A 17370-nucleotide genomic window follows, 5' to 3' on the forward strand; every position below is an offset into this window, starting at 1 on the left:
TCCTTCACAATCAGTCCGGACGGTCTCTTCAAGTTCAGGTGCCCAGCCAGAACCTTCGACGAGCGACGGTGATCACTTGCTCGACCAAGCGGCCGCAGCGGTGCCGGCGCGGCGACGTCGAGATACGCGACCAGTGCCCGACAGAACGCTGCGGTGTCCATCCCGAAATCGGTTCTGATCACCTCGGGAGGGCCGCCGCCGTGGGCGCACCAACGTGGGGCCTCGCACCACCGGGAGGGGCGACCCCTCGACGCCCCACCGGTAAATTCCAGCGTCTGTTGATCACTCCGAATCAAACTAGAACCGCAGGGCGTCGGCATGTCCGATTGTGAAACACACGCCTGTGACACCGGGGCGCGTGTGCCAGCATCAGTTAACGCAAATGCATGCATGAACTAACTCATGCATGCCGGTGTGGTCCGATGAGACTGTCGAGGTAGGCGACCTGGGCTTCGAGAGCTGCGCGGATGTCGTCGATGTCGTTGCGTAGCGCGGAGGTCCGATCGATTGAGTACTCGGCGCCGACGATGTCTTCGTAGAGTCGGTCGACGTCCGCTCCCCCGGTAGCCATCTCGGTGACGACAGACGGTATTGACATCCCGGGTGACCCCTGTCACTATTCGTAGAACGAAAGTATATTCTCGCAATACGGAAATGATGACCGGGTCGTAAAAGTGCACCCTCTCGTGGACCGCTTTCGCGTTCCGCACTCCGCGACCCGATTTCGATGAGGTTCCAGGTCTGAACGATGACTCGACCTGTTGGTGAGGCAACCGTGTGCCACTGGTTGCCCCGACCGCCTCGACCTCGCTGCTCGGTACTACCGGTCGGCTCGAACGAAAGGCCTACCCCGTGTCCCCCACCGATCCTTCCCCGCTTGCCACGTCATCCCGGAGCGGCCCGCTCCCCGATGCAGATGACCAGGAATGGGCGTCCGGCAAGCCCTCCGACGAGGTCCTTCTGAAGGGCCCGCCCGAGCACAGCCGCAAGTTCCTGCTGACGACGTCGATCGTCTGCTTCCTTGCCTGGGTGTTCTCGGTCTACGACTTCGTCCTCTTCGGCACCCTGCTACCCGAGATAGCGAAGACCTTCGAGTGGTCCACGAGCACGGCCACCGCAGTCGCCACCTGGGTCACCTTGGGCACCTTCTTCGTGTCCCTGGCAGTTGGCCCGTTGCTCGACCGCGTGGGACGCAAACCAGCGTTGGTCTTCTGCACCGTGGGCGCCGCGCTGACATCGGGTCTGACGGGTCTGGCGAACGGCGCGCTCGCCTTGATCGGAATTCGTGCGATCTCGGGTCTTGGCTACTCGGAGGAGGTCGTGAACAGTGTCTACCTCAACGAGATCTACGGTAAGAGCCGTCGTCGGGGATTCATGTTCAGCTTCGTCCAAAGTGGTTGGCCCGTAGGCGCTCTACTCGCCTCCGCCTTCGCCGCGGCCCTGCTTCCGTTTGTGGAGTGGCGCTGGATCTTCGTCCTCGCCACCTTCCCCGCCATTGTGGTCGTGTTCCTCGCGCGCCGTCTGCGGGAGTCGCCGGCGTTCATCGCGCTCCGGCGCACGAGAGAATTGCGTAAGGAGGGCCGGGCCAACGACGCGGAACGCCTCGCCGCCCTCTACGACCTGGATATCACCCGGGATCAAGAGTCCGGGCTGCGCCAGATCTTCGCTCCGGACCTCCGCCGGCACACGATCTGCCTGTCGGCGGCGTGGCTGTTGAATTGGATGGGCATTCAGGTCTTCGCCGTCCTCGGAACCACGATCCTCACCGACGGCAAGGGCGTATCGTTCGGCAACGCATTGCTCATCCTCATCGTGTCCAACGCGGCCGGCTTCCTCGGCTACCTCGCCCACGGCTATGTCGGTGATCGTGTCAACCGGCGGACCACCATCATGGTCGGTTGGATCATCGGCGGCGCCGTCATGACAGTGATGCTCTTCGGTCCGAACAACGCCGGTTTCGTCATCCCCCTGTATGCCCTCGGAATCTTCTTCTTGAACGGCCCCTACGCTGCGATGCTCTTCTACATGAGCGAGTCCTTTCCCGCCCGTGTACGCGGGACGGGCCCCAACGCCGCGCACATCATGGGCCCGGTCGGCGCCATCCTCGGCGCGGGTCTGCTGACGATCATCCTGTCCACCGGCGTTGACGTCCCGATGGCCGCGTTCATCGCGGGAGCCGTGGGAATGTTCGGATCCGGCCTGGTGATGCTCGGATGCCGCAAGGTCGATCAGAACCACCACCACGGTGACGTCGACGACGACGTCGACGTCGACGACACGGACGCGGTCACGGCCTAAAGAACCGCCACGTCACCACCAGCGTGGACCTTTATACCCAGCCCGGGGCGGTCCACGCCTGCATAAACCAACTACCAGTGAGAGGTAAGTTCCGTGCCCCACAACACCAGTACCCCCACCCGTGATGACGGCCTGCAGGGCAAAGTCGCGCTCATTACCGGAGGATCCAGCGGCATCGGCCAGGCCCTGGCGGTGGCCTACGCTCGCGCCGGCGCCACCAGCGTCATCGGCTACTACACCGGCGATCCGCACGACGTCAACGACACCGTCAAGCAGGTCGAGGCGATCGGCGGCCAGTGCACAGCGGTCGCGGTGGACGTGCGCGACAGCGGCCAGGTCGAGACGTTCGCACAGAGCGCCATCGACATCTACGGGCGGCTTGACATCGCCGTCGCCAACGCCGGGATCCTGCGGCAGGCGTCTTTGGCCGAGTTGGACGACGCCGCTTGGGACGACATGCTGTCGGTGGACCTGACGGGTGTACTGCGCACCTTCCGGTCGGCGGCCAGTCGAATGACCGGGCCGGGCGCGATGGTGGCCATCTCCTCCATTGCCGGCGGAGTCTACGGCTGGGATCATCACGCACACTATGCGGCCGCGAAGGCCGGCGTGCTGGGACTGTGCCGTTCGCTCGCAACGGAACTGGCAGAATCCGGTATTCGCGTCAACGCGGTCATCCCGGGCCTCATCGAGACCCCGCAGTCCCTTGACGGGGTCAACTCCCTCGGCCCCGAGGGGCTCGCCGATATCGGCAAGATCATTCCGTGGGGCAGGGTGGGGTGCGCCGACGAGGTGGCACGGGTCGTGCGCTTCCTCACCAGCGAGGACGCGGGATTCGTTACAGGGCAACAGATCATCGTCGACGGCGGCCTGACCGTCCGCTGGCCGAAGTGACCGGGTAAACGAGTGGAAGGCAGAAGATAATGGGTATACTCGAAGGGCGTACCGCGATCGTGACAGGTGCCGCGAGCGGGATCGGAGCAGCCATCGCCGACGCCTACGCGGCCGAGGGCGCACACCTGCTGCTTGCCGATCGCGACGAGGAGCGCCTCGCGGCCGCCGTGAGCCGTTACTCGGAGGGCGAGGCAAAAGCGGTGGGTGTCGTCGTCGACGTGACCGATCCCGACCAAACCAAAATGATGGTAGATCGATGCCTGGCGGAATTCGGTGCACTCGACATCCTGGTGAACTGCGCCGGGCTGCTGACAGAGGTCCCGTTGGCCGAGATGGACGTCGCCACCTGGGACGAAATGATCTCCGTTGATCTGCGCAGCGTGTTCCTGTGCTGCCGGTGGGCGGTACCGCACATGCTGGCACAAGGGTCCGGTCGCATCATCAACATCAGCAGCCAACTGGGGATCAAAGGCGGTGTCGGCCTGGTCCATTACTGCGCCGCTAAGGCGGGTGTCATCGGACTGACGAGGGCGCTGGCCCGCGAATTGGCCCCCAGTGGGGTCTTGGTCAACGCGATTGCCCCCGGACCGGTCTGGACCCCGCTCTTCGCCGGCATCACCGAGGACTGGCGACAGGCGAAGGAGGCCGAACTGCCGCTGGGCCGATTCGGGTTGCCGCACGAGATCGCGCCCACAGCGGTCCTGCTCGCCAGCGACCCCGGAGGCAACCTGTACGTCGGGCAGACCTTGGGGCCCAACAGTGGCGATGTGATGCCGTGAGCGTTGATCCCCCCGGTCCAACCCCGGCTAGTCGGTACGGGCCGCGAGCGGCCGCACAATTTCCATACGATCTGATGTGAGGAGTCACACCATGGCACAGCGCGTGATCGACCTATCTCTTCCGATTGACGACAACATGCCCAGCCACAAGTTCTTTCAGAGCCCCGTTCACGTCCCGCATACCCGGCACGAAGACTCGGTCAAGCTCAACCTCGGGACCGACGACGATCCGATGTCCCTGGCCACGTCGTACATCGGCACCCTCGACCACATCGGCACCCACGTCGACTCCTTCTTCCACGTCAACCCCGACGGCCTCAAGGTCGGTGAGATGCCGCTGGAGATGTTCTTCGGAAAGGCGGTGTGTTTCGACATGACGCACATCCCCGACCTGGGGATGATCGAGGTCGAAGACCTGGAAAGGGGACAGGAGCAATCCGGGGTGACGGTGGACGGCCATATCGTGCTCCTCAACACAGGTCTGCACAAACGTCACTATCCCAACCATTCGGTGGTGACCAGCAACCCCGGCATCAGTACGGACGCCACCCACTGGCTCGCCGACCACGGCTCGAAGGTGCATGGGGTGGAGGGGCCGTCAACGGATGCCCCGAATCACAACTACTTCTACAACCACCGTGTGTGCCGAGACCGCGGCATCACCCACTACGAATGGCTGGTCAACCTCGAGGAACTGGTCGGTAAGGGCGAGTTCATGTTCTTCGGAGTGCCGCTCGCGCTCATGCATGGCACCGGCGGGCCTACTCGTGCGTTCGCCATCCTGGACGAGTAGCTCGGGATCCGGCCATTCTCGACGCGATCGCTGAACAGCAGTTGTTCCTGCCCGCTTCGATACATGGTGTATCGACCTCCAGCCGCAGTCAGGGCACCGACTCGGCCGCCCTGACTGCGGCGTGGTGCCGTCACACGCAATTCGGTGGGGACGTCCCTCCGTGCCAAGTAGGAAGAGCGAAACGTCCAGTGAGCAACGATTTTTCATACCTCACCGCCTTCGAGCTGAGGCAGCTGATATCCACCAAGCAGGTGTCACCGGTCGAGGTCACCGAGGCGGCCTTGACCCGGATGGACGACCTGGAACCGACACTCAACGCCTTTGTGACCGCAACACCTGATGTGGCCCTGAAGGCCGCTCGCGCCGCAGAGGCCCAGGTCCTCGCCGGCGGTCAGCTCGGAAAATTGCACGGAATTCCGCTCTCGGTGAAGGACTTGATCGACGTCGCGGGCGTCCGGACGACGTTCGGGTCCAAGACCAGGGCCGACAACGTCGCGCGGTCCGATGCACCCTCGGTCGAGCGGATCAAGTCAGCGGGATCCTGCATCCTGGGCAAGACCACGACCACGGAGTTCGGCGCCAAGGCCGGTGGCGGGGACAGTCCTCTGACCGGGGTGACCCGCAATCCATGGAACACCGATAAATCGCCGGGTGGCTCCAGCTCGGGCGCAGCGGCCAGCGTGGCGGCCGGGGTGACGCCCTTCGCCCTCGGAACCGACGGCGGCGGATCCGTCCGGATACCGGCCGCCCTCTGTGGGTTGGTCGGCGTCAAGGCGCAGTACGGTCGAGTCCCCGTCTTCCCGACCAGTGCCACCCCCTCCCTCGGCCACGTCGGCGCGATTGCACGGTCGGTCCGCGATGCCGCGCTGTTGATCGAAGTGATGTCCGGGTTCGACGCGCGCGACCCGTCGAGCGTGGCACAGGATGTCCCCGATCTTGTCGGCGCCTGCGGTCGCGGGACGACCAACATGCGAGTTGCGTGGAGCCCGACCCTCGGTTACGCGTCCGTCAGCGGCGAGGTGCGAGAGCTCTGCGAATCCGCCGTCGGGCGATTGGAAGAGGCGGGTTGTCATGTCGACCTGATCGACGAGGTGCTACCCGACGATCCCATCGGGCTCTGGGAGGCCGAGTTCTACGCCGGAGTCGGACTGAAGTTGCGCGAGGAGCTGGACCATTCCCGGCACTTGCTCGATCCCGATGTCGCCGAAGCGATTACGCAAGCGCTGTACCGCGAGACACTCGCGGACTACTTCGCCAAATTCTTTCAACGGTTTGAACTCAGGGAGCACGTACGTCAATTCTTCAGCCGGTATGACGTTTTGGTCACCCCGACTCTTCCCGTCGCCGAACTGGGCGCCGGCATCAATGTCCCCCCGGAGCTGCCGGACCGCGGCCTCGTGTCGTGGGCCTACTACACATACCCCTTCAACCTGACCGGCAACCCCGCAGCCTCCATACCGTGCGGCTTCACCACGAGTGGGATGCCAGTGGGCCTGCAAGTTGTCACGGGAACGAATCGCGACGCCGACCTCTTCCGAATCGCGGGGACGCTCGAGGAGGCCTCACCCTGGGGTCATCTCAGACCGCTCTAGTCGGCGAGACTGGTCGCGCCGATTTGAGGTTCTCCGCTCCTACACCGGGGTCGTTGTCGCGCGAGTGTCGCTGCTCCGCCTCACTATCAATTCGGGCTCGAGGAGAACAGAATCCGGTGTCCGGCCGGCTAGGACCTCGAGCAACAGGCGGAGGGCGTGTCGACCCAGTTCATGCATGGGAGAGCGGATAGTTGTCAGTGGGACGGCGCCTCCCTCGGCCAAGGGGGTGTCGTTGTAACCGACAAGCGCGACGTCGTCGGGTACGTGGATGCCCCTGTCTCGGAGGGCTCCGAAGGCTCCCAGTGCAGCGAAATCGTTGGTCGCGAAGATCGCATCGGGCACCGGTCCTGTAGCCAGAACCTTCTCGACCGCCGCGCGTCCACCCGCGGGATCAAACCCCGAGTACACGATGCGATCAGTCGGTACCTCGATTCCGTTGTCGGCCAACGCTTCGACCACCCCCCGTGCGCGATCGCGTGCTGTGGACGCAAATTCGAGACCCGCCAGAACCGCAACGTTTCGGCGGCCGGTATCAGCCAAGTGTTGTCCGACGAGGCGACCGCCCTTGACATCGTCGACGGTTGCCGAGGTATAGCGGCCCGCGCGCCGGGAGGCCAAGGTGAACTTGAGCCCCTGGTCATGGACTTCGTCGAGGAATTGGTGGTCGAGGTGGGCATCGCCGAAGATCATTCCGTCGACGCGGCGATCGATCATCATTTGTGTCCGCGCTCGTTGATTGGCAGGGATGTCCAACGAGTTGGTGACGAAGGTGGACAGTCCAGATTCCCACGCCGCTTCCTCAATGCCTCCGTAGATGGTCGCGAGCACGTAGTCCTCCAGGCGTGGCACCAGCACCCCGATGAGGCCGGACCGCCGCGTCCTCAGACTCGACGCTTGAGGATTGGGGGAATACCCATGCTCCTCGGCGAATGCCCGGATTCGCGCCACGGTTTCGGGGGATCCCCAACGCAGGGCGGCGTCGCCTTCGGTGTTGAGGACCCGCGAAATCGTCGACGGGCTTATCCCCAGCTCGGTCGCGATCATGCGGAGTGTCAGCGGGCCTTTCTGTGACGCCTTCAACGGCTCGCCTCCCTGGTCATCGACATCGAACTCGGTCTCTCGACCTCAGACTACCGAACGAAGACCCCCACAACGATCAACACACAAACGTTTGTCAAAAGTGAGCCCAAACGATTGCGGCAAACGTTTGTATTGTGCTTCACTTCTTGGCATGCCGTTGCGAATAGCGATCATCGCTACCGGAGGCACAATCGCCTCCACGACCACCGAGGGCGGTGTCGTCGCGAACCAGACGGCGGCGACTCTTCTCGAGGGCACCGGCATAGCCGGCGTCGAGATCGAAACGATCGATCTGATGACCATCGGCTCGTACCGGATGACGCTCGGTCACCTGCGCCAAATCAGTGACCAAGTCGCCGACCTGCTCGCTCGCGAGCACGAGCGCGTCGACGGAATCGTCATCACCCACGGCACCGACACGATGGAGGAGACAGCGATCCTCCTCGATCTCGTGCACGACGATCCCCGCCCCCTCGTACTGACCGGCGCACAGCATCCCAGTGACGCTGTCGCCGGTGACGGCCCCCGCAATCTTGCGGACGCCGTGCGGGTTGCGGCCTCGCCCGACGCCCGCGCTCTGGGTGTGCTGATCGCCTTCGCCGGGCGGATTCTCCCCGCTCGGGGAACGCGCAAGATGCACACGACCGCTCTGGCGGCGTTCGACTCGATGGTCGGCGGCAGCGTCGGCAACGTCAGCGGAGGCGCCGTGTCGATCATCTCCGCCCCGCGCCGTCCCAAGCCGCTACCGCGGCCCACCCTCGCGTTCGACAACATCCGGGTCGATCTGGTCGAGATGTATCCGGGCGGCGACGCCGCGTTGATCCATGCAGCCGTCGCGGCCGGGGCGAAGGGTGTGATCGTGGCCGGCACCGGCATCGGCAACGCCAACCCGGCCGTGGTCGCAGCCGCGCAGGATCTCTTGCCGCGAGGGATATTCCTCGTGCTGTCCACCCGAGTCCCCGAAGGTCCGGTCGCCGGCGTGTACGGAAATGGTGGCGGGGCCGACTTGGTGGCCGCGGGCGTTCCTGCGGCGTCGGGCCTGCCGGCCACGCAGCTCCGAATACTCCTGGCCCTCTGGCTGTCCCAGCGAGTGGATGCCTCGGAGCAGGTCAACTCCCTGATCGATATCTACGCAGACAACAAGGAGGACTGAACTATGGCCAAGGAGATTTTCGTCGCCTTCGGTATCGACGTCGACGCGGTCGGTGGCTGGCTGGGTTCGTATGGAGGCGAGAACTCACCCGGCGACATCTCCCGGGGCGTCTTCGCCGGCGAAGTCGGCGTCCCCCGACTCAACAATTTGCTTGCCAAGTACGACCTGCCTGCCACCTGGTTCTGGCCAGGGCATTCCATCGAGACCTTCCCGGAACAGTTCGACGCCGTTGTCGCAAGCGGACACGAGATCGGTCTCCACGGATACAGCCACGAGAACCCCATCGCGATGACACGTGAGCAGGAGTCGGAGATCCTCGACCACTGCATCGATCTCATCACCACCCGCACCGGTAACCGTCCCACCGGCTACGTCGCCCCCTGGTGGGAGTTCAGCAAAGTCACCAACGAGCTCCTCGTCGAGCGGGGCATTACCTACGACCACTCACTCATGCACCGCGATTTCGAGCCGTACTACGTGCGCGTCGGCGACTCGTGGACTCCGATCGACTATGACAAGCCCGCCGGGCAATGGATGAAACCCCTCGTCCGGGGCGAGGAGACCGATCTGGTCGAAATCCCCGCGAGCTGGTACCTCGACGACCTGCCGCCGATGATGTTCATCAAGGGCAGCCCCAACAGTCACGGCTTCGTGAGCCCACGGCACATCGAGGAGATGTGGCGGGATCAGTTCGATTGGGTCTACCGGGAGAGCGACTACGCCGTCTTCACCTTCACCATTCATCCCGATGTCTCCGGTCGTCCTCAGGTGCTCCTGATGCTCGAACGGCTCATCGAGCACATCAGCTCGCACGACGGCGTCACCTGGACGAATTTCAACACCATCGCCGAGGACTTCAAGAAGCGCTCACCACGCCGGTGAGCCACACCCCTATCCGTCGTCCCACCTGTATCTCCCGTGAACCCTCTAGCAAGAAGCAGACTGATGTCTCACGCACATGTCGCCCCGCCCCCGGGACTGCGGCGCGTCACCGGTAAGGAGACTCGCCGTGCGTCCGGTATCGCTTTCTTCGCCTGGACCATCGCTGTCTACGACTTCGACGATGACTGGAAGCGCGCCAAACGTGCGCAGTTGCCGCTCGGCCGGTTCGGACTGCCAGAGGAGATCGCTCCCACAGCGGTGCTGCTCGCCTCGGATCCGGGGGGAAATCTGTTCGTCGGACAGGTCCTCGGCCCCAACTCGGGCGACGTGATGCCCTGATGTGCGGCGGATGCGGCGGCGCGCCACTCGACTGGGCCGCTGAGCTGGTCAGCGGACCACGGCAGCGGACCGCAGTGGCCCGTCGAATCGGGGGGCTATTGCGACGGGACACGGTTCGTGCCATCACCGCTGGCTGGGTGGTTAGCAGCCCCACCGGCGCATCCGTGGTGTGCCGGACGTATGACGACCTCGTCGACGCGGTCAGCGAACGCTCAGATCGACCCATCTCCGAGGTTCGGGCACACGGACTTGCCGACTACACAAACGTTTGCCACAATCGTTTGTTTAGTCCGTAGGGGCATGCCCCAAGCGCCAGGGCAACAGATGTCATCAACGACATGCACGATCACTATGTTCGGGAAGGCCCCAAATGCAACACACGTCTACAACGGCAAGCACCCTGTTCTCACCGCTCAAGCTGGGACCGACGGAGCTGGCCAATCGCGTTGCACTCGCACCGATGACACGGGTGAGCGGCGACGAGGACGGGTCGGCGAACGAGTCGATCGCGTCGTACTACGAGGTTTTCGCGAAGGGAGGGTTCGGCCTTCTCATCACCGAAGGCATCTATCCCGACACGAAGTACAGCCAGGGGTATCTGAACCAGCCCGGATTAGCGACAGCCCAGCACGCGGACTCGTGGAAGCCCGTGGTTGAGCGGGTTCACACCGCTGGCGCAAGAATCTTCGCCCAGCTGATGCACGCGGGTGCGCAGTCCCAGGGCAACAGGTACGTGACCGAAACGGTCGCACCCTCGACGACACGTCCACTCGGCGAGCAACTGGGCTTCTACGGAGGTACAGGCCCGTACGCGACGCCGCGCGCCCTGTCTCTGCGGGACATCGACGACGTGTGCGCTGGATTCGCCCAGGCTGCCCAGCATGCGGTAGCCGCCGGATTCGACGGGGTGGAGATCCACGGCGCCAACGGCTATCTGCTCGACCAGTTCCTCACCGATTACATGAACCAGCGTGATGACGAGTACGGCGGATCCCTCGCCAACCGACTGAAGATCTACCGAGAGGTCATCGCCGCAGTTCGGCAGGTGGTTGGCTCCAAGGTCACTGTGGGAGTGCGGATTTCGCAATCCAAGGTGAGCGATTACAATCACCGTTGGGCCGGAGGTGAGTCCGACGCGGCGGAGATCTTCCAGGGGCTGGCCGAAACCGGCGTCGACTACATCCACACCACCGAGTTCGATGCCACCGCACCTGCCTTCGCGGACTCAGGCACCACGCTTGCAGCCTTCGCGACGAAGTACTCGGGCTTGCCTGTTATCGCCAACGGGCAACTCGGTGACCCCGCGGCAGCAGACGCGCTGATCGAGAACGGCTCCGCCCAGGTGATCTCGCTAGGCAAGCCGGCACTGGCGAACCGTGACTGGCCACAGCGTGCCCTCGATGCCAAGCCGATCCAGTCGGACGTCGACCCCTCGGTATTCAGTCCCATGGCGACCGTAAAGAGCTGGGAGCTCTCGGCGTAGCCGACTGGGTACGCCGACAACCTCATCAGGCTGAGTGACGCGCGGGGATATGTTGTTTCGGCATGCCGCGGGCACTAAATAGCTGCGCTACCTAAAGCCAGTCGACGAACGCCGGGCTATCGACCCCGGGGTGTGCAGAACCGTCGGCCCTTCGCCTCTTCTAGCGAAGAGCAACCCCCCGGGGTCGTCGTCTTCGGGCAGAGCCACGCAGGAGAAACGCAGGTCACATTCCGGTCCGGCCAGAACAACCGTCAACGATCCGATCAGGGTCGTGGGAATCCGCCCTTCTGCTCGACGACATCTACTTCGGGAACGGCCTCAACCTCATCTCCGACGCCCCCGACAGCGAGGAACACCGGGCATCGGGTCCGAACCGCAGGGTCTCCGTCCCCCATCGCGACCAGCTTGCCGAGGCCTTCCAGCGGTGGGTATCGGACCCGCAGAGATACACCGAGGTCGCCGAGACGCTCGCCTCGATCGTGTCGGAATTGTGCGACTCCCGACACGGCGCAGATGGATGGCGAGCGGTCGCCGACCAGTGGCTCAGCCGACCAGCCTCGATCGCAATGGCTTCACCATCACCTACCGGCTCTTCTATTCGCGCAGTCAGTTCTACAACGATCCAGGCCTGTAGCGCGCCGGAATACCACCCGCTCCGGCGCTGTTGAAGAGGCTGACGGTGGCGCTCATACCCCGGGTACCACACCAGAAAAGTCGCTGCGAGCGACCACTTGCCGAGAGGCGATATGGCGTCACTGTCACCCCCGAGCCGGGTAAGACCTACATTGCGTAGCGTTCTCGACGTAGGGGATGAGGAGCCGCTGACGCCGGGGAAGGTGTCGGCGGCTTTCCTCTGGACTACCTACAGGTCCTCCACCCGGACCGATTGAAAATCGACGTCGAAGCGCCGGCCTTTCAGTGAGGGGTGTCGGAGCCCACCCGCCGTGTGCGCCCTGTAGGCCACGTCCACGACCAGTCGAGGACGTCTCTTCGGCGCACCCACAGTTCAGACGAGAGGTTATCGGAACTTTGCGTAACCACATCCTGATCCTCATTATTAGAGAAATCTCGGGGTTCGCCCTTGTTTGTGAATATGCAATAATTGAAGAATCTTGACCGTGTGTGCTGGGGTACTCCTAGGAGGGGGATCGGTTGTGGCGACTCGTCGACCTCGCGACCGCAAGCAGCAAATCCTCGCTGCTGCGAGCGAATTGTTTCGCGAGCACGGTTATCACAATGTATCGGTCGTTGACGTGACCACCAAGGTCGACATCGCCGCGTCCGCACTCTATCGGCACTATCGGAACAAGCACGACCTGCTCTACTACGCCGTTCTCTCCGGACTCGATTCTCTCCAGGAATCGGTCTCCAGTTCGACCGACCTGGACGCGCTGCTGTCTACGCTGTCGGTCACCTCTACCGGACGCCGCGGCCTGCCCATCCTGTGGCAACGCGAGGCTCGCTACCTCGAGGGCGAGCCGCGAGCGGAACTGCGCACTCGGCTGCGGGCGGTGACCGCGGATGTGTCCCGACGGATCGCGGTGGATCGCCCCGACCTGTCCGCCGCCGATTGTGAGTTGCTCGCATACTCGGTCCTGGCACTGTTCAGCAGTGTGTCCGGACACCGCGTCACCTTGCCGCGTCGCCGCATGCAGGCGCTGCTGCGCTCGCTGTCCGAGCGCGTCGCTCGTTGCCCCCTCGGGACCGGCCCGCAGACCGCGGCTCCGCCCGTCGCCGGGGTGGCGATTCCGTTGTCGCGGCGGGAACAACTACTCACCGAGGCCATCCGCTTGTTCGACGAACGCGGGTATCACACAGTGAACAACGAGGACATCGGTGAGGCCTGCGGGATGTCCGGGCCGAATGTGTACAACCACTTCGACGCGAAAATTGATCTCCTCGTCACTGCGATCACACGGGGCTTCGACCGCCGCGGGCTGGCTGCGCGGCAGGGGTTGGCTCGGGCCACCGGGCCTCGGGAGGCGTTCGGGAACCTGCTCCGCGCACATGTCGCGTTCGCGCTCGAGGACGGTCATCTGATCGGTGCGATGGTCACCGAACTCGGCCATCTCCCGGACAATGTCCGCAGAGCGTGCGTCCAGGAGCAGCGCGACTACCTCGATCTGTGGGTACGGGTGCTCGACGCGGTGCGCCCCGGACTGGACGAGGCGCAGGCACGGATCACGATCAGCGCGGCGATGACCATCGTCGCGAATGCCGCCCGCACCGGTCGTTTTCGTCATCGCACGGACCTGGCGGATCGACTCGCGGAGATGTGCACGGCCCTGCTGCTCGACACGTCGTCGCCGGACGAGGTGGTCGCCGTCGCCGGTACGGCGACGACGGTCGGCTGAAGGCCCGGCACCGCGCCGCGCCGTGCCGGGCCCTTTGGTGCCGGTCCTGGTAGTTGCTGCTGTTACGGGACGAGTGCCGGTTCCGGGGTGGTCGTCGATCGACGCGTGCGCAACAGGACCTCCTGGTTGACGGTAGCGACCAGGGTGCCGCTCCTGGTCCACACCTGACCGGTGGTCAGCCCGCGGCCGTCACCGGAGGTCGGACTGTGGTGGACGAACAGGAGCCAGTCGTCGGCGCGGCAGGGCCGGTGGAACCAGATCGCGTGGTCGAGCGAGGCGAGATACAGGTTCTGTGCCGGCGTCCCGGTTGTCCCGGTTGCGCGCAGGTGGCCGAGTGCGGCGGTGCGGGCCACGGTCAGGTCGGAGCAGTAGGTGAGCGCCGCAGCATGCACGGCGGGGTCGTCCGGCATGCCTGAGGCGATTCGGAACCACATGCGCCGGTGCCCTCCGCCGGTTTCAGCGCCGCCGCCGCCGTCGTCGTCGTCTCCGAGCACCGGTCGTACGTCCACGACCCGTCGGATCGGTGAGGCGGGGTCGATGCCGGACCACAACCGGTCCGCGGCCTCGCTCTGGGCGGGCAGCGCCGCCGGATCGGGTGCCGGTGGCATGACGATGTGCCGGTCCGCGGCCTCCTCCACCTTTTTGAACGACGCGGTGAGCGTAAACAATTCGTCCCCCCGCTGACGGGCTGTGACGTGCCGTAGCGCGTAGGTGCCGCCGTCGCGCACGGTCTGCACCTCGTACTGCACCTGCTCGTCGGGGCGGCCCATGCTGAGGAAGTAGCCGTGCAGTGAGTGCACCGCCCGCTCGGGGTCGACTGTGCGGTGGGCGGCGAGCACCGCGTGCGCGGCGATGTGGCCGCCGTAGGCGCGGCCACGCCCGCCGGCGGCGCAGACGCCGAGGTAGGTGTTCGGGCGTGGATTGTCGAGATGCAGGACTTCACGCATGACAGGTGGTCTCCTACAGTCCGAGCGACTTGGCGATGATCGTCTTCATCACTTCGCTGGTGCCACCGTAGATTCGGGAGACACGGGTGTCGGCGTACAGGCGGGCGATCGGGTATTCGAGCATGTATCCGTAGCCGCCGTGCAGTTGCAGGCACTTGTCGATGACGCGGCCGGCCATCTCGGTGCAGAACAGTTTGCAGTGGGCTGCGTCGACGGCGGTCAGTTCGCGGGCGTCGTCGAGTTCGATCGCCTTGTCGACCATGGCTTGGGCGGCTTCGAGTTCGGCGGCGCTTTCGGCCAGGACGAACTTGGTGTTCTGGAAGGCGGCCACGGGTTGGCCGAACACGTGCCGATCACGGGTGTAGGCGAGGGCGTGTTCGATCGCGGCGCGGGCGGTGGCGCACCCGCCGACGGCGATGGCCAGACGCTCGCGGGGCAGATTGTTGCCGAGGTAGGAGAACGCGGCGCCTTCCTCGCCGAGCAGATCGGATGCGGGAACTTCGACGTCGCGGAACGAGACCTCGCAGGTGTCGCTGAATTTGAGGCCGATCTTGTCGAGTCGACGACCGACCTCGAATCCGTCGGAGGTGGTGTCGACGACGAACAGGGACAGTCCTCTGCGGCGGTCGGCGGAATCGGCGGGTGCGGTGCGCGCCACGACGACCATGAGATCGGACTGAGAACCGTTGGTGATGAAGGTTTTCGCGCCGTTGAGGATGTAGTGGTCACCGTCGCGGCGGGCGGTGGTGCGGATGGCGGCGAGGTCGGATCCGGTGCCGGGTTCGGTCATCGCGACCGCGAGAACCGTCTCGCCGGCGGCGCAGCCGGGCAGCCAGCGTTTCTTCTGCTCGTCGTCTGCGAGCATGAGCAGGTAGGGCAGCACGATGCCGGTGGTGACACCGTAGTTTCCGAGGGAGACCCCGGCGAGGGCGGCTTCTTCGGTCATGATGGTGATGTACTTGTAGCTGGTGGGTCCGGTGCCGCCGTACTCGACGGGGATGTCGAAGCCCATCACCCCCAGTGCCCCGAGTTTGCGGTAGAACTCGTGCGGGGCATAGCCCTGTTCCTCCCACTTGGGGAATTCCGGCACGACCTCCCGTTCGAGGAAGTTGCGGAACATTGACCGGAAGTCCTGGTGCTGGTCGTCGAATATGGTGCGCTTCATGGGAAGTCTCCTCGGCCGATGTCCGTCGGCTGCTCGAGTGTGTGTTGGCGGAGTGCGCGCTTGTCGATCTTGCCGGTGGCGGTGGTCGCCAGTGCCTGCACGAGTTCGATGGTGCGCGGGGCTTTGAAACCGGCGAGCCGCGTCTTGACGTGCTCGCGGATTTCCTCCACAGCCACTGTCTGACCGGGTTGCGGGACGATGATCGCGTGGACGCGCTCACCCCACTGCTCGTCCGGGACGCCGATGACCGCGCAACGCAGCACGGCGGGGTGATGGCTGAGCACGTTCTCGACCTCTGTCGAGTAGACGTTTTCGCCACCGGTGATGATCATGTCTTTCGCCCGGTCGACAATGAAGATGTAGCCCTCGTCGTCCATGTAGGCGAGGTCTCCGGTGTGGAGCCAGCCGCCGCGTAGCGCCGCCGCGGTTTCCTCCGGACGATTCCAGTACCCGAGCATGATGTTGTCCCCGCGGGTGAGGATTTCCCCAACCGCCCCGCGGGGCACCTCGTTTCCGTCCTCATCGGCGATGATGATCTGTACGTGCAGGGTGGCGCGTCCTGCCGACTTCAGGCGGGGCCCCCCGAGCCGGTGGGTGGCCCCGAGCAGGGAGGCGATGACGGCAGTTTCGGTCATCCCGTAGCCCTGCACGAACTGGGCGTTCGGAAAGGCGGCCATGGCCCGGGTGAGGACGGCTTCGGGCATCGGAGCCGCTCCGTAGACGATGGTGGTGAGCGAGGTTACGTCGGCGGCGGGGAAGCTGGGGTGGGTGTAGAGCAGTTGCAGCATGCCCGGGGTGGAGGTCATGGTCGTGACCCGGTGCCGGCCGAGAAGCTGCAGGACCTCGTCCGGTTCGAACCGGTTCGCGAACACCAGGGTGCCACCCACCAGGGTTTGCGCCATCATGCCCAGTAGCGCCGCGATGTGAAAGACCGGGGCCATCACCAAGGTGGCGCCGTCGGGCTCGCTGGAGCGGGCATACCCCATGCTCCCGAGCAGGGCGGTGGACAGGGATCGGTGCGAATGCATGGCGGCTTTCGCAGCGCCGGTCGTGCCGCCGGTGTAGATGAGGGCGGCGAGCGTGTCGCCGTGGGCCCGTACGTCCTCTACGGCCGGAGCGGTGGCGATCAGGTCCTCGTAGCCGACGGTGCCGGCCGGGGCCGTTCCGTCACCGAGGTGCACGATCACCGGGCCGTCCAGGTCCGCGATCAACGGCATGCAGTCCTCGTCGACCAGGAGGCAGCGACTGCCGGCATCGGCGACGGCATCGGCGACCTCCCGGAGCGACCAGCGACAGTTCAGCAGGGTGACCACGCCCCCGATCCACCAGGTGGCCATCACCGCCTCGAAGTAGCGGTCCGAATTGAACGCCAGGATGCACACCCGATCCCCCGGCGCCACCCCCTGTTCCCGCAGGCCGCCGGCCAGGCGCGCCACCCGCTCGGCGACCTGACCGGCGGTACGATGGCGGGCACCGTACACGGTCAGCGGTTGGTGGGGCTGTTGTTGCACCGCCTTGTGCAGCAGCTGTGTCAGGTGCATGGCTCACGTTCTCCTCGAAGGTGGTAGCGGTAGGGCGGGGTGCGCACCGCTGGTGCGCACCCCGGCCGTG

The 17370-nt window shown here is 64.8% G+C and carries 15 protein-coding genes; 10 read left to right on the top strand and 5 right to left on the bottom strand.

The window, feature by feature from the left end:
- Window positions 1-400 precede the first annotated feature (400 nt).
- The gene (locus tag GO592_RS32905) at window positions 401-598 is read right to left on the bottom strand and encodes a hypothetical protein (RefSeq protein ID WP_007298647.1); all 198 of its coding nucleotides are present in this window, start codon (window positions 596-598) and stop codon (window positions 401-403) included.
- A 254-nt stretch (window positions 599-852) separates the two neighbouring features.
- Here GO592_RS32905 and GO592_RS32910 point away from each other — a divergent pair, with 254 nt between their 5' ends.
- From GO592_RS32910 to GO592_RS32930, 5 genes are all read left to right on the top strand, one after another.
- Window positions 853-2298 (top strand): MFS transporter, encoded by a 1446-nt coding sequence (locus tag GO592_RS32910; protein ID WP_007298646.1) that lies wholly within the window; start codon window positions 853-855, stop codon window positions 2296-2298.
- A 93-nt stretch (window positions 2299-2391) separates the two neighbouring features.
- A complete protein-coding gene (locus GO592_RS32915; protein ID WP_007298645.1) occupies window positions 2392-3192 on the top strand; it encodes an SDR family NAD(P)-dependent oxidoreductase in 801 nt (266 codons plus the stop codon).
- A 29-nt stretch (window positions 3193-3221) separates the two neighbouring features.
- Window positions 3222-3971, top strand: coding sequence for an SDR family NAD(P)-dependent oxidoreductase (locus GO592_RS32920; RefSeq protein ID WP_007298644.1), 750 nt, complete (start codon window positions 3222-3224; stop codon window positions 3969-3971).
- Window positions 3972-4062: 91 nt separating this feature from the next.
- Window positions 4063-4764 (top strand): cyclase family protein, encoded by a 702-nt coding sequence (locus GO592_RS32925; protein WP_007298643.1) that lies wholly within the window; start codon window positions 4063-4065, stop codon window positions 4762-4764.
- Between the two features lie 188 nt (window positions 4765-4952).
- Complete coding sequence (locus GO592_RS32930) at window positions 4953-6356, top strand: amidase (protein WP_007298642.1); 1404 nt, start codon at window positions 4953-4955, stop codon at window positions 6354-6356.
- Window positions 6357-6395: 39 nt separating this feature from the next.
- Here GO592_RS32930 and GO592_RS32935 read toward each other — a convergent pair whose 3' ends face one another.
- Window positions 6396-7400 carry a LacI family DNA-binding transcriptional regulator gene (locus tag GO592_RS32935; protein ID WP_007298641.1) on the bottom strand — a complete coding sequence of 335 codons (1005 nt, stop codon included), beginning with the start codon at window positions 7398-7400 and terminating at the stop codon, window positions 6396-6398.
- A 187-nt stretch (window positions 7401-7587) separates the two neighbouring features.
- Here GO592_RS32935 and GO592_RS32940 point away from each other — a divergent pair, with 187 nt between their 5' ends.
- From GO592_RS32940 to GO592_RS32960, 5 genes are all read left to right on the top strand, one after another.
- Entirely contained in the window at window positions 7588-8589 is a 1002-nt protein-coding gene (locus tag GO592_RS32940) for an asparaginase (RefSeq protein WP_007298640.1), read from the top strand.
- A 3-nt stretch (window positions 8590-8592) separates the two neighbouring features.
- On the top strand, window positions 8593-9471 hold the full coding sequence (locus GO592_RS32945; RefSeq protein ID WP_007298639.1) for a polysaccharide deacetylase family protein: 879 nt from the start codon (window positions 8593-8595) through the stop codon (window positions 9469-9471).
- Between the two features lie 63 nt (window positions 9472-9534).
- A complete protein-coding gene (locus tag GO592_RS32950) occupies window positions 9535-9810 on the top strand; it encodes a hypothetical protein (RefSeq protein ID WP_007298638.1) in 276 nt (91 codons plus the stop codon).
- Window positions 9811-10180: 370 nt separating this feature from the next.
- A complete protein-coding gene (locus GO592_RS32955) occupies window positions 10181-11293 on the top strand; it encodes an NADH:flavin oxidoreductase (RefSeq protein ID WP_007298637.1) in 1113 nt (370 codons plus the stop codon).
- A gap of 1154 nt (window positions 11294-12447) precedes the next feature.
- Window positions 12448-13647 (top strand): TetR/AcrR family transcriptional regulator, encoded by a 1200-nt coding sequence (locus GO592_RS32960; protein ID WP_085990382.1) that lies wholly within the window; start codon window positions 12448-12450, stop codon window positions 13645-13647.
- 62 nt (window positions 13648-13709) lie between these two features.
- Here the strand turns inward: GO592_RS32960 and GO592_RS32965 are convergent, their stop codons facing one another.
- The 3 genes from GO592_RS32965 to GO592_RS32975 are packed head-to-tail and all read right to left on the bottom strand — an operon-like array spanning window position 13710 to window position 17300.
- Window positions 13710-14594: an acyl-CoA thioesterase gene (locus tag GO592_RS32965; RefSeq protein ID WP_007298635.1), complete on the bottom strand. Its 885-nt coding sequence runs from the start codon at window positions 14592-14594 to the stop codon at window positions 13710-13712.
- A gap of 13 nt (window positions 14595-14607) precedes the next feature.
- Complete coding sequence (locus GO592_RS32970; protein ID WP_007298634.1) at window positions 14608-15759, bottom strand: acyl-CoA dehydrogenase family protein; 1152 nt, start codon at window positions 15757-15759, stop codon at window positions 14608-14610.
- Window positions 15756-17300, bottom strand: coding sequence for a class I adenylate-forming enzyme family protein (locus GO592_RS32975; RefSeq protein ID WP_007298633.1), 1545 nt, complete (start codon window positions 17298-17300; stop codon window positions 15756-15758). The genes GO592_RS32970 and GO592_RS32975 overlap by 4 nt, the downstream gene beginning before the upstream one ends.
- Window positions 17301-17370 lie beyond the last annotated feature (70 nt).

The organism is Rhodococcus sp. 21391 (assembly GCF_016772255.1).
GTDB lineage: Bacteria > Actinomycetota > Actinomycetes > Mycobacteriales > Mycobacteriaceae > Rhodococcus_F > Rhodococcus_F opacus.

Excerpts from the sequence above, each read along its gene's own strand:
- GO592_RS32905 (WP_007298647.1), bottom strand. The coding sequence starts at position 598 with ATGTCAATACCGTCTGTCGTCACCGAGATGGCTACCGGGGGAGCGGAC.
- GO592_RS32940 (WP_007298640.1), top strand. The coding sequence starts at position 7,588 with ATGCCGTTGCGAATAGCGATCATCGCTACCGGAGGCACAATCGCCTCC.
- GO592_RS32925 (WP_007298643.1), top strand. The coding sequence starts at position 4,063 with ATGGCACAGCGCGTGATCGACCTATCTCTTCCGATTGACGACAACATG.
- GO592_RS32945 (WP_007298639.1), top strand. The coding sequence starts at position 8,593 with ATGGCCAAGGAGATTTTCGTCGCCTTCGGTATCGACGTCGACGCGGTC.
- GO592_RS32935 (WP_007298641.1), bottom strand. The coding sequence starts at position 7,400 with ATGATCGCGACCGAGCTGGGGATAAGCCCGTCGACGATTTCGCGGGTC.
- GO592_RS32920 (WP_007298644.1), top strand. The coding sequence starts at position 3,222 with ATGGGTATACTCGAAGGGCGTACCGCGATCGTGACAGGTGCCGCGAGC.
- GO592_RS32965 (WP_007298635.1), bottom strand. The coding sequence starts at position 14,594 with ATGCGTGAAGTCCTGCATCTCGACAATCCACGCCCGAACACCTACCTC.
- GO592_RS32970 (WP_007298634.1), bottom strand. The coding sequence starts at position 15,759 with ATGAAGCGCACCATATTCGACGACCAGCACCAGGACTTCCGGTCAATG.
- GO592_RS32955 (WP_007298637.1), top strand. The coding sequence starts at position 10,181 with ATGCAACACACGTCTACAACGGCAAGCACCCTGTTCTCACCGCTCAAG.
- GO592_RS32975 (WP_007298633.1), bottom strand. The coding sequence starts at position 17,300 with ATGCACCTGACACAGCTGCTGCACAAGGCGGTGCAACAACAGCCCCAC.
- GO592_RS32950 (WP_007298638.1), top strand. The coding sequence starts at position 9,535 with ATGTCTCACGCACATGTCGCCCCGCCCCCGGGACTGCGGCGCGTCACC.